This window comes from Clostridium perfringens ATCC 13124, from assembly GCF_000013285.1.
GTDB classification, from domain to species: domain Bacteria; phylum Bacillota; class Clostridia; order Clostridiales; family Clostridiaceae; genus Sarcina; species Sarcina perfringens.
This window is the reverse complement of record NC_008261.1, coordinates 353,006-371,630: the sequence shown is the minus strand read 5'-3', so window position 1 is coordinate 371,630 and position 18,625 is coordinate 353,006. Positions and strand designations below refer to the sequence as shown.

The following is an 18,625-nucleotide window of genomic DNA, read 5'->3' as shown; positions in this document are numbered from 1 at the left end:
CCCCTTAATGTTATTCTTTAGTTAGCAAAGTTAAACCTATTTAAAGGCCATACTGTTATTTGAGCTTTTCCTAATATATCATCACCATCTATATATTTATCACTCCAATACCTTGCATCTTTGCTGTTATCTCTATTATCTCCTAATAAAAGATATTTGTCTTCTGGAACTTCAAAATTCATATTCACTTTCCCACCTGGGTATTTTATATAAGGCTCATCTAACTTTTCATTATTTACATTCACTGTTCCATCCTCTTTTATTTCCACCTTATCTCCTGGTAATCCTATTAGTCTTTTTATCATTCTTTCATCAAATTCCTTTGAATAAAAAACTATCATATCTCCTCTTTCCATCTTAGATAAATTATGTATTCTTGTAGCAAAAAGTTGATCTCCCGGCTCAATAGTTGGTGCCATGGATGGAGTTGAAACTACTATTTTAAAAAGTAAAAATTTATTTATAAGAAGTGTTAATACTATTGCTGTAAAAATAATAACTACGTACTCTTTTAAATTTTTAGACATTTCTATTCCCCTTTCTAAACCTAATTTTTTATTATAATTAATTACATCTATTATATCATTAAATACATTTTTTTCTTTAATTTCTTTTAAAATACAAATTATTTCCCTAAAAATTAATTTTAATTAGATAAATATGTTAAACTAAAAATAAATTTTATTTTTTAAACAAATTGTAAACAAAACTTTCTCATTAGGTCTATGAATTTTTTGTGAATATGTTATTATTAATATGAACCTAGTCCACAATGAAAATTAATTTTCACATATTAAAGTAAATCCAAACTTTAGATTTCTTTTAATATATGAAAACTTCAACTTAAGGACAGGCTATAAAATTTTATTCTAATTTAAGAAAGAAGGTTTTTTTATGCCTAAATTATTAATTCCAGCTATTATATTTATAACATTAGCACTAATATTTTATACAATTGGTGTTTGGAGCGAGCATAGAGCAGGTATATTAAAGAAAAAACATGTAATAATCTTTTGGTGTGGTTTAGTATGCGATACTCTTGGAACTTATACAATGAGTAGAATCGTTGCTGCAGGAACTGACAAAGGTATTACTCCAACTGATTTATTAATACATCAATCAACAGGTATGCTTGCTATTATTTTAATGCTTATACATGCTGTTTGGGCAACAATTGTTTTAAACAGAGGTAGTGAAAAAGCAAAAGCTATATTCCACAAATTTAGTTTAGTAGTTTGGTTCATATGGCTTATCCCATACTTTGTAGGTATGTATATCGGAATGACATCATAATAAAAAATACTCCTTTTAAACTAAGTTTAAAAGGAGTATTTTTATTGTTAAATTTTATATGCTAATTAAATTTTTAATTTATTTTATTCACAAACCTTACCTGGATTTAAAATATTATTTGGATCAAAGGCTAATTTTATTCCTCTCATAATATCCATTGTGGCCTTATTTAAGGATTCATTTAGATATAGTCTCTTAGCTAAGCCTATTCCATGTTCTCCTGAAACTTGTCCATTAAGTTCTCTTTGTTTTCTATAAAGTATTTCCATGGCTTCATTAAGTTTTTTATGCCATTCATCCTCTGATAATTCATCCTTTAATATATAAATGTGTAAGTTTCCATCACCAGCATGTCCAAAACTTCTTATTCTAACATTAAGTTTTTTCTCTACTTCATTAGTGAATTTTACAAACTCTGCTACCTTATTTCTTGGTACAACAACGTCAACTTCATCTAAATCACTTGTTGATGCCTTTATGGCTTCTAAGAAAGCTCCCCTAGCTGACCATATTGATTCTTGTCTTTCTTCTGTATCTGATATAAATACATCTAAAGCTCCTTCTTTTAAACATATGTCAGCTACTTTTTCATAATATCCTTCAACCTCTTCCTTTGAGTTTCCATCAAAGCTTAATATTAAATAAGCATTTGATGAATTATCAGGAAATTTCTTTCCTAAGAATTCCTCTGCTGAAATTATTAAATCTCTTTGCATAAATTCTATAGCTGTAGGAATATTCTTAGATTTTATTATTTTAGGCACTGTTTCTATGGCACTTTCTAAATCATTAAATGGAACTAAAAGGCTTATTACCTTCTTTGGAAGTGGTAATAGTTTTAATACTATTTTTGTTATTATTCCTAATGTTCCTTCTGATCCAATAATTAAATCTTTTAAGCTATATCCTGAACTATTTTTAACAACTTTTCCACCAAGCTCTAAGACTTCTCCACTAGGAAGAACTACTTCCATTCCTCTTACATAATCCCTTGTTACTCCATATTTAACAGCTCTCATTCCTCCTGCATTTGTACTAACATTACCACCTATGGTTGCTGTTTTTTCTCCTGGATCTGGTGGATAAAATAAATCATGTTCCTCAACAAATTTAGCTATTTCCATAATAAGAACTCCAGGCTCAACTGTAAGAGTTAAGTTATCTTCATCTAACTCTAATATTTTATTCATTCCACTTAAATCTAATAAAATTCCTCCTAGTATTGGAACTGCTGCTCCAACAAGTCCAGTACCAGCCCCTCTTACTGTCACAGGAATATTATTATTATTTGCATATTTCATTATTTCTACAATTTCATCTCTACTCATAGCCTTAACAACAATATCAGGCATATGCTTTTCTGAACCTAACTCATCATGAGAATAATCTTCACTTATTTCTTCTCCAATAAATACTCTTTCATTATCATTTATTATTCCTTTTATAAATTCAATTCCACTTTCATTTATTTTGTTATAACTCATATTAAAGCACCCCTTCCCCTTTTATTTTTTCAATAAGTTTAGGAACAATTTCATAAATATCACCAACTACTCCATAGTGAGCAACCTTGAATATAGGTGCTTTTTCATCTTTATTTATGGCAAATATATAATCTGCATTGTTCATTCCTGCTACAAACTGAATAGCTCCAGAAACTCCACAAGTTATTATAAGTTTTGGTCTTACTGTTCTTCCACTTAATCCCACTTGTCTATTAGCATCAGCCCATCCATTTTCTATAAGAGGTCTTGTAACTGCAAGCTCTCCACCTAATAAATCAGCAAGCTCTTTTATCATTTCTAAATCTTTTTCTGATTTAACTCCTCTACCAGCTACTACTATTATCTCAGCATCTGATATACTGTGTTCTTTAGGTTTCTGTTTAATTTCTTTAACTTCTATATCTGATTTTAATTTATCCTTTTCTATTTCAAAGTACTTAATTTCTCCAGTACATTCCTCATTTCTTTCAGGAGCAGACATAACTTTATATCTAACAGTTGCCATTTGAGGTCTTGAATTTGGAGTTACTATTTGTGCCATAATATTACCACCAAAGGCTGGTCTTATTTGAACTAAATCTGTATTTTCTTTTATATCAAGTATAGTACAATCTGCTGTAAGCCCTGTTCTACATCTAGCAGCTACTCTTGGGGCTAATGATCTACCTAATGTAGTGGCTCCTACTAAAATTGAACAAGGTTTAATCTTGTTTATAAAGTCATAAAAGACAGCTGTATATGGCTCAATTCTAAAGTTTTCAAGCTCTTTATAATCATATACAATAACTTCGTCTACTCCATAGTGTAAAAGCTCTCCAGCCTTATCTTTTATTCCATTCCCCATAAATAAACAATAAACTTTTTGATTAACCTTATCAGCTAATTCTCTAGCTTTTCCTATTAGTTCTAAGGTAACTGGATGAATTTCTCCATTTACATGGTCAACATAAACGGCTATACCTTTCCATTCATCCTTATTTACTAAGACCTTATTCTCATCTTCAACAAACTCAAAGGCTCCCTTAGGTCCTTTTCTAACACATACCTTACACATTCTACAACTTGCATTTATTTCAACTTTCCCATTAACTATTTCCATAGCTCCAAAGGGACAAATTTTTATTACACTATTTACATCCTCTATTTTATCTTGATGAACAACTAATCTTCCCATAACTCTTACCCCCTATATAAATTTAAGCTCTCTTAATTTATCTTCCATTCTTTCACTTAATTCAGATGAATCTCCTGTCCAAATCTCATGGTCATCATTATTGCTTGGTGGAAATATTCTTTCAACTTGAGTTGGTGACCCATTTAAACCATATTTTTTCTCATCTTTATCTTCAAAATCATTTAAAGATATTACATTTATTTCTCTTTCATCTGTTTCAAGTTTCTTTTTATAGGAAGGTAATCTAGGTTGAAAAATATCTTTATCTACAGTTAAAAGACAAGGATATTTTACTTCTAGTACTTCTATTGTATTAGGCATATCCATTTCAACTTTAATAAAATCATCATTAACATCTAATATTCTTCTAACATTAGCAACATGAGGAATTACTAAATATTCAGCCATTTCAGGTCCAACCTGTGCTGTATCTCCATCTGTAGTTTGTTTTCCACAAAGAATAATATCAAAATCTCCACATTTTTTAACCCCTTGTGATAATGTATATGAAGTTGCTAAAACATCAGCCCCAGCAAATTTTCTATCTGAAACTAAGGTTCCTTCATCAGCTCCCATAGAATAAGCCTCTTTTATTACTGCCTTAGCTTGTGGTGGCCCCATACTTATAACTTTTATATGTCCACCTTTCTTTTCTTTTATCCTCAATGCAGTTTCTAAAGCATATAAATCATAAGGGTTCATTTTAGAATCTACTCCGTCTCTCTTTAAAACCCCTGTTTTTTCATCAACCTCAACCTTTGAAGTTCCTGGAACCTGTTTAATACAAACCATAATCTTCATAAAAATCACTCCATTCCCTTTATAAATCCTTTAATTTTTAATACTTTAATAATTGAGACTTTAATTAATAAACATCAACAAACGTTTTCAAAAATTACACAAAAATTAGGCTTCCTAAATAGCTTATTAAACCTAATAAAATTACATATACTATACATACTTTTAATGTTGAATTTAATATCTTTCCTTCTTTACCAGCTAGTCCTGTTGCCGCAGTGGCCACAGCTATGCTTTGAGGAGATATCATTTTACCTGCAGTTGCCCCACAAGTATTTGCTGCCCCTAGCCATGCTGGGCTTATTCCTAAAGAATTTGCCGCCTCAGCTTGAAGAGAGCCAAATAATACATTGGCGGATGTATCACTTCCTGTTACAAAGGTTCCTAAGGCTCCAATAAAAGGTGCTATAAAAGCATAAAATGAACCTGTTATCATAACTAATACTGTTGCTATAGATGCAACCATTCCACTATAACCCATGACCTTAGCTAGAGCTATTATTGCAAGTATGGTTATGGTAGATTTACTCATTTGTTTAATCGTCTTCAATAAAATTTCTACCATTTCTTTAAAAGAAGCTTTTTGTATAAACCCTCCAATAAAAGAAGCTATTAATATTAATATTCCAGGAGTTGTTAACCATACAAAAGTATATGGTTTAGCTCCCACACCAGTATATATACTAACTGATGTCCTTACTTCGCTTAATTTATTATATAAGCCTGGAAATAAAGGACTAATTCCTATTATTATGACTAATATTAATATAAATGGTGAAAAGGCTACTAAGACACTTTTTAATTCAAACTTTTCTTCTCTTTTTGTTTCTTCATTATGTTTATAGAATTTTTTTGCTATAAAAATTGTAACTAATAAAGAAACTATTGATCCTAAAACTGCTGGTAATTCAGGGCCTAAAAATTTTGCTACAAGGACTTGAACTATGCCAAAGGAAAGACCTGAAGCTAAAGTTATACCAAAGACTCCTTTTATCCCCTTTAAACTTTTTTCAGTTAAAGCTACCAAGGCAAATGGAATTAATACCACAAAGAGAAATAATTGTAGTACTACATAATAACTTAAGGATTCTATAGGAATTCCTGATACATTAGCTAAGGTTATAACAGGAAGACCAATTGCTCCAAAGGCTGTGGGAGTTGTATTAGCCACTAAGCATATAACAGAGGCAAAAAAAGGATTAAATCCTAAGGCTGCCATTATTCCAACTGGAATAGCAACGGCCGTTCCAAAGCCTGCCACAGCTTCTAAAAAGCCCCCAAATCCCCATGCTAATATAAGAACTAAAATTCTTTTGTCATCACTAACACTTATTAACATTGATTTGATTACTTCCATGGCCTTTGTGTGAACTACTAAGTTATAAGTAAATACTGCCGCTATAATAACTATCATTATTGGCCATATTCCTAAAGCAATACCTTCTAAAGCTGCCGTTAAGGAGTCTATAGTAGGCATTTTCCAAATAAATATGGAAAGTAAAATGGTAATTATTAAAGCTATGGGACATATTTTATGAGCTGGAATTTTAAGAACTCCTAAGCCTATAATTAGGATTATTATAGGTATAAGAGCAAGAAAAAACATAAGATACGTATTCAATTCTTTCACCCCTCATAATAACTTTTATACCATAAAAAAATTTTGGTATGACCAATTTTCTTTTATAAAATATAGCATATTATTTTAATATGCTATATTGATATTTATTACTAAAAGTCTCTTTTTATACCCTAATTTAACCTTATACCTTTTAGATATTTTAGTCAATTTTTACAGTTATTATATAGGCTTATAATAGGTTAAAATTCACTTTAATTTTAGATAAAGTTTCTATTACTAAATATTTTCCTTTATTAATTGGAAATGCTCTTGCATATGTTTATATGCAGAATAAGCATCTCTATTTTTTATAGCTAAATATATTTTTTCATGAAAATCTAATAGCTTTCCTCTATTTCTCTCATCACTTAAAATAGCTCTTCTTCCTTCACTTATAAACTTATCAACTAACTCAGATACCCCTTCTAACAAATTAGTTATAAGTACATTATTTGCTCCTTTAACAATTATGCTGTGAAATTCGCTATCAATTTTAACATTCTCTTCTTCATCTCTAGATGTCTTAAACCTCTCCACAAGTTCACCAAGCTTTTTTAATTCTTCATCAGATATTCTCATTACAGATAAAAATATAGTAGACAATTCTAAAACTTCTCTTAATTCAAATATATCTTTATTTGTTCCATTTTGAAGCATAAATACTATTGAAAGCGGTTCTAATAATACATCATCAAACTCTTCTCTTATATAATTACCTGCTCCCTGTCTACTTTCTATTAATCCTACAACCTCTAAAGCTCTCATGGCTTCTCTTATAGAAGTTCTACTTACTTGAAGCTCTTCTGCCATAACTCTCTCTGTAGGAAGCTTATCTCCTTTTTTTATCTGTCCTACTCTAACCATTTCTTTTATTTGATCAACAACCTGCTCATAAACTTTCATGTTTTTAACTGGTTTAAACATCCTAACAATCCTTTCTAAATAAAGCCTTCTAGCTTTTCTGATCTTCTATATGACTTGTTTATTATATCTTTTGGATAACCTATATATTCTAGTAATTTTATAGCATTTCTAGTTTTAGATACTCCTCTTTTTAGCTTATAATCAAAGCTTAATCCATTCTTGCTATCAACATTTTCGCTAAAATAATAAAACTCATAACATTCTTTTAATATGTCAACTAATTCTCTATCATGAGTAGCAACTATAGAAATACTGTTTTTATTATTGATATAAGTAAGAATTTCTGCTGAAGCTGATATTCTCTCTATTGGATTTGTCCCTCTAAAAATCTCATCAATTGCACAAAATACTGGTAAATCTTTATCTAAGGCTCTTATTATTCTTAAAATTGATTCTGCTTCAGCCATGTAAAAACTTTTACCAACACTTAAATCATCATTTGGACTAATTGAAGTAACTATATTAAATATTGGCCCTTCATATTTTTCTGCTAAAACAAAATTAAAGGCTTGAGCAAAAAGCATATTTACTCCTAACATCCTTAAAAAAGTTGATTTACCTGACATATTAGTTCCAGTAAGAACAATTCCTCTCTTACTCATGTTTATGGAGTTAGCCACTGGATTTTCTATAATTGGGTGTATTCCATTTTTTATTTCTAATGTTGTTTCTCTTATGAATTTAGGTCTAGTTATCTTATCCTTTTTTTCTTCTTCATAACTTCCAATAGATATTATTGCTTCCATTTCACCTAATGTTTTATAAAGGCTTAAAATTGAATCTTTATTTTTCTCTATTGAATCAGCAATTTTATAATATGCAGTTTCTTCTAGTAAAAATAATACGGATATAAATTCAAATACTCCACCCCACATATTAATAAAGCTAATCATTATAGTATTTCTATCTATTGATTTTAAATCTTTTAAGTTTTCTCTTATCTTTATATTAAAAGACTCTAAATTTTTATCATTAATTTTAACTATCTGCTTAGATGCCTTTATTACTCTTCTTAAATACATAAGCCCATTAGCCTTAATTCTGTCTCTTTCCTTACTATTTATATAAATATTAACGAAGGTTACAGCCATTAAGCCAAGCATTGCACTTACGCTTACAAAGATTGCAGTAAGTATTAATATTAAAGGTAATATCTTTCCTGTAATTGTATAAAAATAATATTTAAACTTATTAGATTCTATTAGCTTTTCATTAATCATATCTAACAAGCTATTCTTTTTATCTCTTCCTAACTCAAAAAATATCCACATAATCTTAAATCTTACTTCTTCGTTTTCTTTAAAGTACTCTATTTCTTCTCTTCTCTTATTTAACTTTTTTTCATCATTTAGTGGATTTCTAAGCATTGAATAAAGGGAAGCTTCTCCTAAACTACTATAATTTCTATCTAATTTTGAATAAACCTTATCTAAATCTAAATCATTCCATGTTTGTTCATCTATATGGTATTCTTCTTTTTCGTTCATATCATATAGTGTTCTTATAGCTTTTAGGTTTCTCTTTTTATCCATTTCTACTGCATAGTCATGCTTTAATACTTTTAACAACCTCTTATCCATATAAAACTCCTTACCCTAAAAAAATTTGATGGTTTTATTATATCTTCTTTTACAATAAAAGTGAAATTTTAACCAATTATGATATAATTTATAAACTTTAATTTAAAAAAACTTATATGATAAGTAGTTATTAAAATATATAAAAATTTAGCTTTCTATTAAAACTTAGTATTAAAAAGTATAAAGTTTAAAACTTTAAACCCAAGTTCAAATACTTCATTTACATCAACTTGAGAAAAATCATGGCCACTATTTTCTAAGGTAAGTATTTGAATATCATTACCCATATCCTTGCTCTTATTATATAAGTTCATTGAATTACTGTATGGAACCAATTTATCTTGACGTCCATGAACTATTAAAGTCTTTGGTAAGTTAGGCTTAACATAATTTATTGGACTATATTTATCCATGTATTCTGTTATACTTTCTTCCCCTCTTAATTGCTTTTCAGTTTTCTCTATTGAATTATTTAAATCCCATGAAGCCATAGTCATGTCTAAGGCACTAAGTTCAGTTGGTCCAAAGAAATCTACAACATATTTAACCTTTGATGGATAGTTAGAGAGTTCCTTATCATCAACAAATTCATCTTCCCCACTATATGTGGCTAACAAGGATAAATGTGCCCCAGCAGAAGCCCCTATAACTCCTATTTCATCAGTGTTAAATCTATAAGTTTCTTTATTTTTATAAACCCATCTTATGGCATCCTTAACATCTGAAGCTTGTTTCTTAAAATCAACCTTATCAGTAGCAAGTTCATACCCTACACTTATTATGGTATATCCTTCTTTTCTAAAGGAATCTAAAAGAGGTGCTATAAGATCTGGTATTTCTTTGTTTCCATAAACCCAACTTCCTCCATGAACATAAAGAATTACTGGTGACCCATGTCTTAACTTCTTTTCTGGTCCATAAATATCTAAAGTCTGAGCTTTTCCATTAGTATCTTTATAAACTACATCCTTAAAATCCATATCCTCACTCATTTTAATGTTCTTTAAATCCTCAATACTAGGTGGATTTTCCTTAAACTCTAAATACTCTTTTCCTATGTTTATATAAAAACCTATTTGTCCTCTAAAATAATAAGCTAAAGCTCCAATCATAATTATTAAACTTAGTAATATAACTCCTACTACTTTTAAAAATTTTTTCATTCTCTCCCTCCTTATAATTTAAATTTTTCCTATACTTCATTTAAATAATAACCTTAAATCAGGGTAAATACACAATTATACTTACATCTATTTTAAATTTTTATATATTTAAAAAGAACAAATTAAAACTTTTAAATTTTAATTTGTTCTTTACTAAAATAATATCAAATATACTTATTTTATTATTTATAAAAAGGTTACGTTTTTATAAATTATTATATTATAACCTTTTATAAGCCTCTAATCCTTTTTTCATAAGAATTTTATATAAAATTAAGCTTACTATTAACAGAATACTTATGTCTATTAAAAATACTATTATTGGACTTTTGGTAACAATTAAACCTATATTAAATCCTCCTATTACTAAGCAAATTAACATTACTAATAAAGGTTTAAAATTTTTACTATATAAATTCTTTGTATCTGTCCATTCTAACTTAGGTGATAAATAATCTAGAATCATTCCCCATAAAGATATTGCGACTATGGTTCCCATTTGTACTAATAAACTCATTACGATAACCAATGGAGATGCCTTTAAATAAATTAATATAGCTATTCCCAATATAAGTGCTAATCCATTTACTATGAAAGAAACTATAAGCTTAGATTGAATCTGTACCTTATAATCTACTGGAATATATTTCGATATAAATATTTCTTTTCCTTCTCTACTTAAGGCTGTTGATGCAACTGAGTTACCTGCTATGGTTAAGGCTGTAACTATAAAAGTCGCTGCCATTATTATTGTATCCTTTGCTAACTGAGTATCCCCTGCTAAAATATTTCCTTTAATAAAGAAAATAAATATAAATATAGGCATATAAACAATCATAACAACACAGTTTATAAAGTTACTGGGATCTCTTAATATTGTTCTAAGCTCTCTTAATACCATTGCTTTTCTTACTGAACTCCTTACAACAACCTTATCCTTATTATTTTCTAGTATATTCTTTCTCTCACTATATACATTTAAATTTCTACTTAGTATCTTTTTATACATTAATTTTCCTAAGAAATATGCAATTATTAAAGCTACTATTGATATAAGAATTAAAAGGCCTAAATTTAATAATCCCTTTAAAGAATTGCTATAAAGTAATGCTTTTACACTAAAGGTAGTAGTTATGAATATTTTGTTAGTTAAATCCACTAATGCTGTCTTATTTTTTAATGCCACTGAAACATTCTCTGAATTTAATCCTGTTGAATTTAAAGAATATACTCCTAAAATTAAGACTATTCCTAATGTACCAAATATTATTTTAAAAGCATTTTGATATTTAGATACATTTATGAAACTCATTAAAATCATAGTTATTAATATGCAAAATATTACTATTATAATTGGAGCAAATAAATAAACTGGAATAATCATAAGAAAATAAGAAAATCCCATTTTAGCATTTAGCCCAAAAGATATTAAGGGAATTATTGTAATACTTAAATAGATATACATATCCACTAAACATGTTATGAATTTTCCTATCATTATTTCACCACTTTTAAATGGTAATGGCATTAAGGGTTCTATATCCTGTGAAAAGAAAAATGAATCTAAAATATCATAAACTCCTAAAACCAATAAAGTTAGTGATCCAATTAAAAATATAATTGAAAGAAGATATCCTTCTTGTCCAATACTAGCAAAGTTAGGGTACATAGAATCTATCATATTAGCTATAGGTGTAGATATTCCTATTATTATTAAGATATACATAACTATAGCTAGATTTCTAGATTTTATGTTACTAGAAGCATTATAAAAAGAGTTTCCTATAAAATATTTTAATAATAATTTAATTCTATTCATTTTCAGTAATCTCCAAGAACATTTTTTCTAGTGATTCATCACCTTTAAATTCTTCTTTTAACTCTTCTAATGTACCTACAAAAATAAGTTTCCCTTTTTTTATTATGCCTACCCTATCACATAACTTTTCTGCAACTTCTAAGACATGTGTAGAAAATAATACAGTATTCCCTTCACTTGCATGTTCTCTCATCATCTCTTTTAATATGTATGAGGATTTTGGATCTAATCCAGTTAAAGGTTCATCTAATATCCAAATACTAGGCTTATGAATTAAAACACCCATTATTATTATTTTTTGTCTCATTCCATGAGAATAACTTTGAATTTTATCTCCCAAAGCATTAGTCATTTCAAACCTCTTAGCTAAGTCTTTAATCCTTTCTTCTCTATCTGATTCACTAACATTATAAACGTCTCCCATAAAATTAAGATACTCTATACCTTTATATCTTAAAAACATATCTGGACTATCAGGAACATATCCAAATTGCATTTTAGCTTCTACAGGATTTTTACTTATATCAATATTATTTATTTTTATTTCTCCCATAGTAGGCTCTGTTATTCCTGTGATCATACTTATTGTAGTAGTCTTTCCAGCTCCATTTGGTCCTAATATACCAAATATCTCACCATCTTTAATTTCTAGATTTAAATTATCTACAGCTTTTACTCCCTGTGTGTACTCCTTATTAATCCCTTTTAAACTAATCAATATTCCAATCCTCCTTAACCTTTTAGTAACATTATTTTAACACAATATATATACATATTATAGTTTTAAATACAATTTTAACCACCTAAATCTTAATGCTTAATAAAGTCTTTAATTTTGATTTATCTTTAGACAAAAATTTCATATAAATATATGCTCTATTTATATGAAATAATAAAAAGAAGCTTGATAAACTTATATAAATTTATCAAGCTTCTTTTTAAATTATATTTAATTAAGATTCTCTAGCGTAAGCTATACCTACACTCTTAACTCCTACATGTACACCTATAACTGCACTTATTTCACCAATCATAGAGTCTAAATCTAATTCTTCTTTAAGTCTCTTAGCTAAATCCTTAGCTTCATCTTCAGCTAATATATGACATACAACTGCTTGTTTTATTCCTTTTTCCTTTAAATCCTGTTTAACAACTTCTACAATCTTATCTATTGCTCTCTTTTTAGTTCTAACTTTATCCATTACAACAACAGCGCCCTCTTTAACTGTTAGAATTGGATTTATCTTAAGCATTTTTCCAAATAAAGCTGCTGCTCCACCTATTCTACCACCTTTTTTAAGGTTCTCTAAAGTACCTGGAACAAATATTATCTCTGATTCTTCTATAGTATTTCTAACTATTTTTGAAACCTGGTCAAAATCTTTTCCCTCTTGAGCCGCCTTAGCTCCTTCTAACACACCAATTCCAAGTGCCATTACTGAAGTTTGAGAGTCTATAAGATCAATCTTAACATCAGGATATTTTTCTAAAATCATATCTTTTATTATATGTGATGTTGTGTATGTTCCACTTAATTTAGATGATATAAACGCTGCGACTATATCATGACCATCCTTAGCAAATTTTTCAAAAGCATTATAAAACTCATCCATTGGTGGTTGAGATGAAGTTGGAAGTTTATCACATTTAGCTAATTCATCATAAAAAGCTTCACTATCTATATCAACTTCCTTATAACTTTCTCCATTCATTATAACGCTTAAAGATACTATCTCTACTCCGTACTTTTCTGCTAAATCTTTTGGTATGCAACTAGTGCTATCTGTAATTACTTTAACAGCCATATATTCCTCCTAAAACTTAAATACATTCTTTCAGCTCTTTTAGATTTCCCTATAAAATTAAACATTACCATCTATTTAATTAACTCTAATAGTGCCTTTAATTATATACTTATGCTTTTTTTATTTGTATTATATTTTATCTCATTTTATGTTTATTTTTATAATCTATTATCCATTTTAACATCTAATTTAAATTTGTAAAACTCTTTTCAATACAATAATTACTTTAATAAACATAATTATGTAAATACATCTAAAAAAATCTTTATTTAGAGTTTTCTTTTAAATCTTTTATTATATCTCTAAGTTCAGCAGCTCTTTCAAATTGAAGATTCTTAGCTGCTTCCTTCATTTCTTCCTCATATTGCTCTATAAGTTTTTCTACTGGAATATCTTTCTTAGCTGCCTTTTTAACTTCATCTTCATAGTTTTCTTTTTCTTCTGAAACCTTAGTAGCTTCAATTATATCCCTAACTCCTTTTATTACAGTAGTAGGGGTAATATTATGTTCTTCATTATACTCCATTTGAATAACTCTTCTTCTTTCAGTTTCCTTAATAGACTTATCCATAGATTTTGTAATATTATCTGCATACATTATTACTTTACTTTCTGAGTTTCTAGCGGCTCTACCTATAGTTTGTATTAAGGAAGTTTCAGATCTTAAAAATCCCTCTTTATCAGCATCCAATATTGCAACTAAAGCAACCTCAGGTATATCTAAACCTTCCCTTAAAAGGTTTATACCTATTAATACATCAACCTCTCCAAGTCTAAGTTCTCTTATTATCTTCATTCTTTCTAAGGTATCTATATCTGAATGCATGTATGTAGCTTTAACATTTAAGTCTTTTAGATACTTTGTTAAATCCTCAGCCATTCTCTTTGTAAGAGTTGTTATAAGAACTCTAAATCCTCTTTGTACAGTTCTTTGAATCTCACCATAAAGATCATCAATTTGTCCCTGTATAGGTCTTATTTCAATTACAGGATCTAAAAGTCCTGTAGGTCTTATTATTTGTTCTGCTACCACTTTAGAATGATCTAGTTCATACTCTCCTGGAGTAGCACTTACAAAGACTACTTGATTTATTTTGCTTTCAAATTCACTAAATTTAAGAGGTCTATTATCAAATGCACAAGGTAGTCTAAATCCAAACTCAACTAAAGATGTCTTTCTAGATCTATCCCCAGCATACATTGCCCTAACTTGAGGTAGTGTAACATGGCTTTCATCTATAAACATTAAGAAATCCTCTGGGAAATAATCAAGTAAAGTTTGAGGTGGAGTTCCTGGCATTCTTCCATCTAATATTCTTGAATAGTTCTCTATTCCTTGGCAATATCCCATTTCTCTAATCATTTCTATATCATAATTTGTTCTCTGCTTTAACCTTTGTGCCTCTAATATTTTATCCTCAGCTGTAAGAACTTTTAATCTATCTTCAAGTTCATCTTCTATTACCCTTATTGATTTTTCTAAGGTTTCCTCAGAGGCAGCAAAGTGAGACGCTGGAGTTATACTAACATGTTGTCTTTCTCCAATTATATTTCCTGTAAGAACATCAAACTCTCTTATTCTATCTATTTCATCTCCAAAGAACTCAATTCTAATACCCTTAGAAGAGGAAGATGAAGGAATTATATCTAAATTATCTCCTCTTACTCTAAATGTTCCCCTTGCAAAGTCTATGTCATTTCTTTCATATTGTATTTCTATAAGTTTCTTAATAACTTCATCCCTATCTTTAATCATACCTGGTCTTAAAGATATTGTAAGCTTTTTATACTCTTCTGGATTACCAAGTCCATATATGCAAGAAACTGAAGCAACTATTATTACATCTCTTCTCTCTAAAAGTGCAGAAGTAGCTGAGTGACGAAGTTTATCAATCTCGTCATTAATAGATGCATCCTTCTCTATAAAAGTATCTGTTTGAGGCACATAAGCCTCTGGTTGATAATAATCATAATATGAAACAAAATATTCTACTATATTGTCGGGAAAGAATTCCTTAAATTCAGCACAAAGTTGAGCTGCCAATGTCTTATTATGAGCTAAAATAAGGGTTGGTTTTTGAGTTCTTTCTATGATATTTGCCATAGTGAATGTTTTTCCTGATCCTGTAACTCCTAAAAGAGTTTGCCCTCTATTACCATTTTCAATAGACTGAACTAAAGTATCTATTGCTTTAGGCTGATCCCCTGTAGGTTTAAATTTTGATTGTATTTTAAATTCTCCCATAATTTTTTCCCTCCTAACTATAAAAGGCTGTATCTTAAAACACTTCTCACCTTAATAGGTGAATCTTAGATACAGCCAAGTTAACCATTATTTATTTTTTACTTCTTCATCCTTACTGGCTTTTTTCAATTTTTCTAAAAATTCATCTATCTCTTTATCAAAGGATATTCCCTTAGGAACTAACACTATGCCAAACTGCTTTCCTCTATCCTCGCCTGTAATTGTATGCTTCTCAATATTTCCATTATTTTTTCTTATTTCAAGATCTAAACCATAAAAATTTCTCTTTATTGCCATAAATACTTCTTTTTCATTCTTAGGGATTTCTTCATTAATTTTAACTATTTTATCTCCACTTCTTAATCCCTTCTTGTATGCAATAGAATTTGGTAAAACATCTAAAATGCATATTTCATCATCATTTGAAAAATATAAAGGCTCTCTAAGAGACTCTAATTTTAGTTCCATTCTTATTCTAAGTTCATATAATAATGGAATTAAAATAATTAGTGCAATAGTAAAAACAAGACTTTCTTTTAATAAATAAGCTAATATTATAACTACTATACCATATGCAATATTAATTAATCCAGATGTTATGGTCTTACTTCTTTTACTTTGAGTAAACGTAGTTCCTTCATATGAAGTTGCTCCATAAGCCGCTAATGTTCCTAAGGCCGCAACACTCATTAGTGCTCTTGCTTTATCTCCATTAAAAAATGGTAACCACTGTGGTAAATCTTTAACTTCATTAATAATTGAATTTCCACTATTAGCTCCTAAAACAACTAATAAGCATAAAGGCAGTGCCCAAAATCTTTTAAAGCCAAATCCACCTACTAACTTTCCATCCTTTTGAGTAAAGATAGGTAAATAACCTTTATCTCCATCTATCATTGCTAAGATACCTTCAACTATTGAAAAAACACCTATTAATACAATAATTGAAGTTAAATTAATAGAAAAACTAAAGCCCCTTCCAAAATATTCAGTATTTTTACTCACTAAAACTCCTATAACCCCTAGCAAGGCTGCTATATAAGGGAATTTAAGAAATCTATTTTTATATAAAACAGAAAATACTGATACTGTTAAAATAACATCTATTAAAGAACTATTTTCAAAGGTTACTCCTAAAATACTTAGTAATAAACTAGCTATTAGCCCTCCTAATATACCAATTAATATCTGAAGTAAAGTCATCTCAAGAGGAGATTGAATACTCCTCCCAAGCATTAACTTTTGCATAAAAGCTATCTTCCTATTTTTAAAATAAAATATTATAGCTATTACTATTAACATTAAAGACAAGGTAGGACTTACTAATGCATAAGATATACCTCTTATATTTTCTATAAGTAAATTCATTTTAAGTCCTCCAAAAATTTATTTATTTTATCTTTTCTTGTATGATTTCTAAGGCTTTTTCAAATTGAGGATCAGTACTTCTTGAATATGTCTTTTCTTTAAGCTCTTTTGAATATTCAACTGTAACATCTGGTCCTATACCCTTTTTGTGAATATTTTCTCCATTTGGAGTATAGTATTTTGAAATAGTTACCTTTAAAGCTGTACCATCTTTTTCTTGACCTATCTTATCTAAAACAACTTGAACTATTCCTTTACCAAAGGATGTTGTTCCAACTAGAGTTCCTAAATCATAATCTCTAATAGCTCCCGCAACTATTTCTGAGGCAGAAGCAGTACCTCCATCAATTAAAACTACTAAAGGCATTCCCTGTGCAATTCCGCCCTTAGATACACTTTCCTCTTTATTACCATACTTATCTATTGTAGACACTATAACCTTATCCTTTGGAACAAAGTTTGATACTAGGTCTACACATTCTTTCATAAATCCTCCTGGATTTCCTCTTAAATCAAGGATTAACCCCTTCATACCTTTCTCTTCTAAAGCTTTTAATTGAGTTTCAAAGTCTTTAGCTGTTCCCTCATCAAAAGCTAAAACTTCTATATATCCAATATCTCCATCAATCATTTCACTTTTAACGTTAACTGTTTTAATTACATCTCTCATAACATCAACGTCAAATTCGCCTTTACCTTCTCTATATAATGTTAATTTTATATTTTCTTTTGTAGTACCCTTCATCATTGAAACGGCTTTATCCAATTCATTTCCTGAAACTGGTTCTCCATTTACTTTTAAGATAATATCTCCAGTTTTTATTCCTGCTTTTTCAGCTGGCCCTCCTTGAATAGGAGAAATTACTACTATCTTACCATCCTTAACAGCTACTTGAATCCCAATTCCCATGTAGTTTCCTTGACTTTTTTCTTTAAAATCTGAAAATTCTTTTTCATTCATATAATATGTGTATTGATCACCTAAAGATGAAACCATACCCTTTATAGCACCTTCAGCTAATTTACTATCATCAATATCTCCATCATACCATCTATAAAGCATTTCCCTTACTTCTAATACCTTTTTAAAATTTTCTGTATCATTTACCTTTTCTAAGGAAGATTGAACTGCACTTACACTAGTTATAGGTAAAATACCAAAGGCAGTTAATCTATTCCCTGCATATACAGAAACACCAATTATTAAAGTTAAGGCAACACCTATGGCTAAAGCTCTGAATCCTTTTTTCTTCTTAAGATTTTTAATAATATTATTATATTTATTTTTTTCATCCTTATTGCGACTCATAAAAACCCACCCTTTCAAAAA

Annotated in this window: 15 protein-coding genes; 1 reads left to right on the top strand and 14 read right to left on the bottom strand. The window is 29.0% G+C overall.

The window, feature by feature from the left end:
* Nucleotides 1-17: 17 nt before the first annotated feature.
* On the bottom strand, nucleotides 18-527 hold the full coding sequence (gene lepB, locus CPF_RS01590; RefSeq protein ID WP_011590136.1) for a signal peptidase I: 510 nt from the start codon (nucleotides 525-527) through the stop codon (nucleotides 18-20).
* Nucleotides 528-894: 367 nt separating this feature from the next.
* Here lepB and CPF_RS01585 point away from each other — a divergent pair, with 367 nt between their 5' ends.
* A complete protein-coding gene (locus CPF_RS01585) occupies nucleotides 895-1,293 on the top strand; it encodes an HsmA family protein (RefSeq protein ID WP_003457995.1) in 399 nt (132 codons plus the stop codon).
* A gap of 83 nt (nucleotides 1,294-1,376) precedes the next feature.
* On the opposite strand, the gene CPF_RS01580 is transcribed toward CPF_RS01585, so the two are convergent.
* The 13 genes from CPF_RS01580 to CPF_RS01520 all read right to left on the bottom strand — a co-directional run bounded on the left by CPF_RS01580 (nucleotide 1,377) and on the right by CPF_RS01520 (nucleotide 18,604).
* Nucleotides 1,377-2,777: an FAD-binding oxidoreductase gene (locus tag CPF_RS01580; protein WP_011590135.1), complete on the bottom strand. Its 1,401-nt coding sequence runs from the start codon at nucleotides 2,775-2,777 to the stop codon at nucleotides 1,377-1,379.
* 1 nt (nucleotide 2,778) lies between these two features.
* Entirely contained in the window at nucleotides 2,779-3,972 is a 1,194-nt protein-coding gene (locus CPF_RS01575; protein ID WP_011590134.1) for an electron transfer flavoprotein subunit alpha/FixB family protein, read from the bottom strand.
* Nucleotides 3,973-3,984: 12 nt separating this feature from the next.
* The gene (locus CPF_RS01570; protein WP_011590133.1) at nucleotides 3,985-4,773 is read right to left on the bottom strand and encodes an electron transfer flavoprotein subunit beta/FixA family protein; all 789 of its coding nucleotides are present in this window, start codon (nucleotides 4,771-4,773) and stop codon (nucleotides 3,985-3,987) included.
* A gap of 94 nt (nucleotides 4,774-4,867) precedes the next feature.
* A complete protein-coding gene (locus CPF_RS01565) occupies nucleotides 4,868-6,391 on the bottom strand; it encodes an L-lactate permease (protein ID WP_003479050.1) in 1,524 nt (507 codons plus the stop codon).
* Between the two features lie 237 nt (nucleotides 6,392-6,628).
* Nucleotides 6,629-7,315 (bottom strand): FadR/GntR family transcriptional regulator, encoded by a 687-nt coding sequence (locus tag CPF_RS01560; RefSeq protein WP_003458079.1) that lies wholly within the window; start codon nucleotides 7,313-7,315, stop codon nucleotides 6,629-6,631.
* A gap of 14 nt (nucleotides 7,316-7,329) precedes the next feature.
* Nucleotides 7,330-8,895 (bottom strand): MutS family DNA mismatch repair protein, encoded by a 1,566-nt coding sequence (locus CPF_RS01555; protein ID WP_011590131.1) that lies wholly within the window; start codon nucleotides 8,893-8,895, stop codon nucleotides 7,330-7,332.
* 158 nt (nucleotides 8,896-9,053) lie between these two features.
* Nucleotides 9,054-10,058 carry an alpha/beta hydrolase gene (locus CPF_RS01550; RefSeq protein ID WP_011590130.1) on the bottom strand — a complete coding sequence of 335 codons (1,005 nt, stop codon included), beginning with the start codon at nucleotides 10,056-10,058 and terminating at the stop codon, nucleotides 9,054-9,056.
* Nucleotides 10,059-10,278: 220 nt separating this feature from the next.
* Nucleotides 10,279-11,877, bottom strand: coding sequence for a putative ABC transporter permease subunit (locus tag CPF_RS01545; protein ID WP_011590129.1), 1,599 nt, complete (start codon nucleotides 11,875-11,877; stop codon nucleotides 10,279-10,281).
* A complete protein-coding gene (locus CPF_RS01540; RefSeq protein ID WP_011590128.1) occupies nucleotides 11,870-12,595 on the bottom strand; it encodes an ABC transporter ATP-binding protein in 726 nt (241 codons plus the stop codon). Before CPF_RS01540 ends, CPF_RS01545 begins: the two co-directional genes overlap by 8 nt.
* A gap of 235 nt (nucleotides 12,596-12,830) precedes the next feature.
* The gene (locus CPF_RS01535) at nucleotides 12,831-13,682 is read right to left on the bottom strand and encodes a DegV family protein (protein ID WP_003465642.1); all 852 of its coding nucleotides are present in this window, start codon (nucleotides 13,680-13,682) and stop codon (nucleotides 12,831-12,833) included.
* A 265-nt stretch (nucleotides 13,683-13,947) separates the two neighbouring features.
* A complete protein-coding gene (gene uvrB / locus CPF_RS01530) occupies nucleotides 13,948-15,927 on the bottom strand; it encodes an excinuclease ABC subunit UvrB (protein WP_004457492.1) in 1,980 nt (659 codons plus the stop codon).
* An 87-nt stretch (nucleotides 15,928-16,014) separates the two neighbouring features.
* Complete coding sequence (locus tag CPF_RS01525) at nucleotides 16,015-17,295, bottom strand: site-2 protease family protein (RefSeq protein WP_011590127.1); 1,281 nt, start codon at nucleotides 17,293-17,295, stop codon at nucleotides 16,015-16,017.
* 22 nt (nucleotides 17,296-17,317) lie between these two features.
* Entirely contained in the window at nucleotides 17,318-18,604 is a 1,287-nt protein-coding gene (locus tag CPF_RS01520; protein ID WP_011590126.1) for a S41 family peptidase, read from the bottom strand.
* Nucleotides 18,605-18,625: the final 21 nt, after the last annotated feature.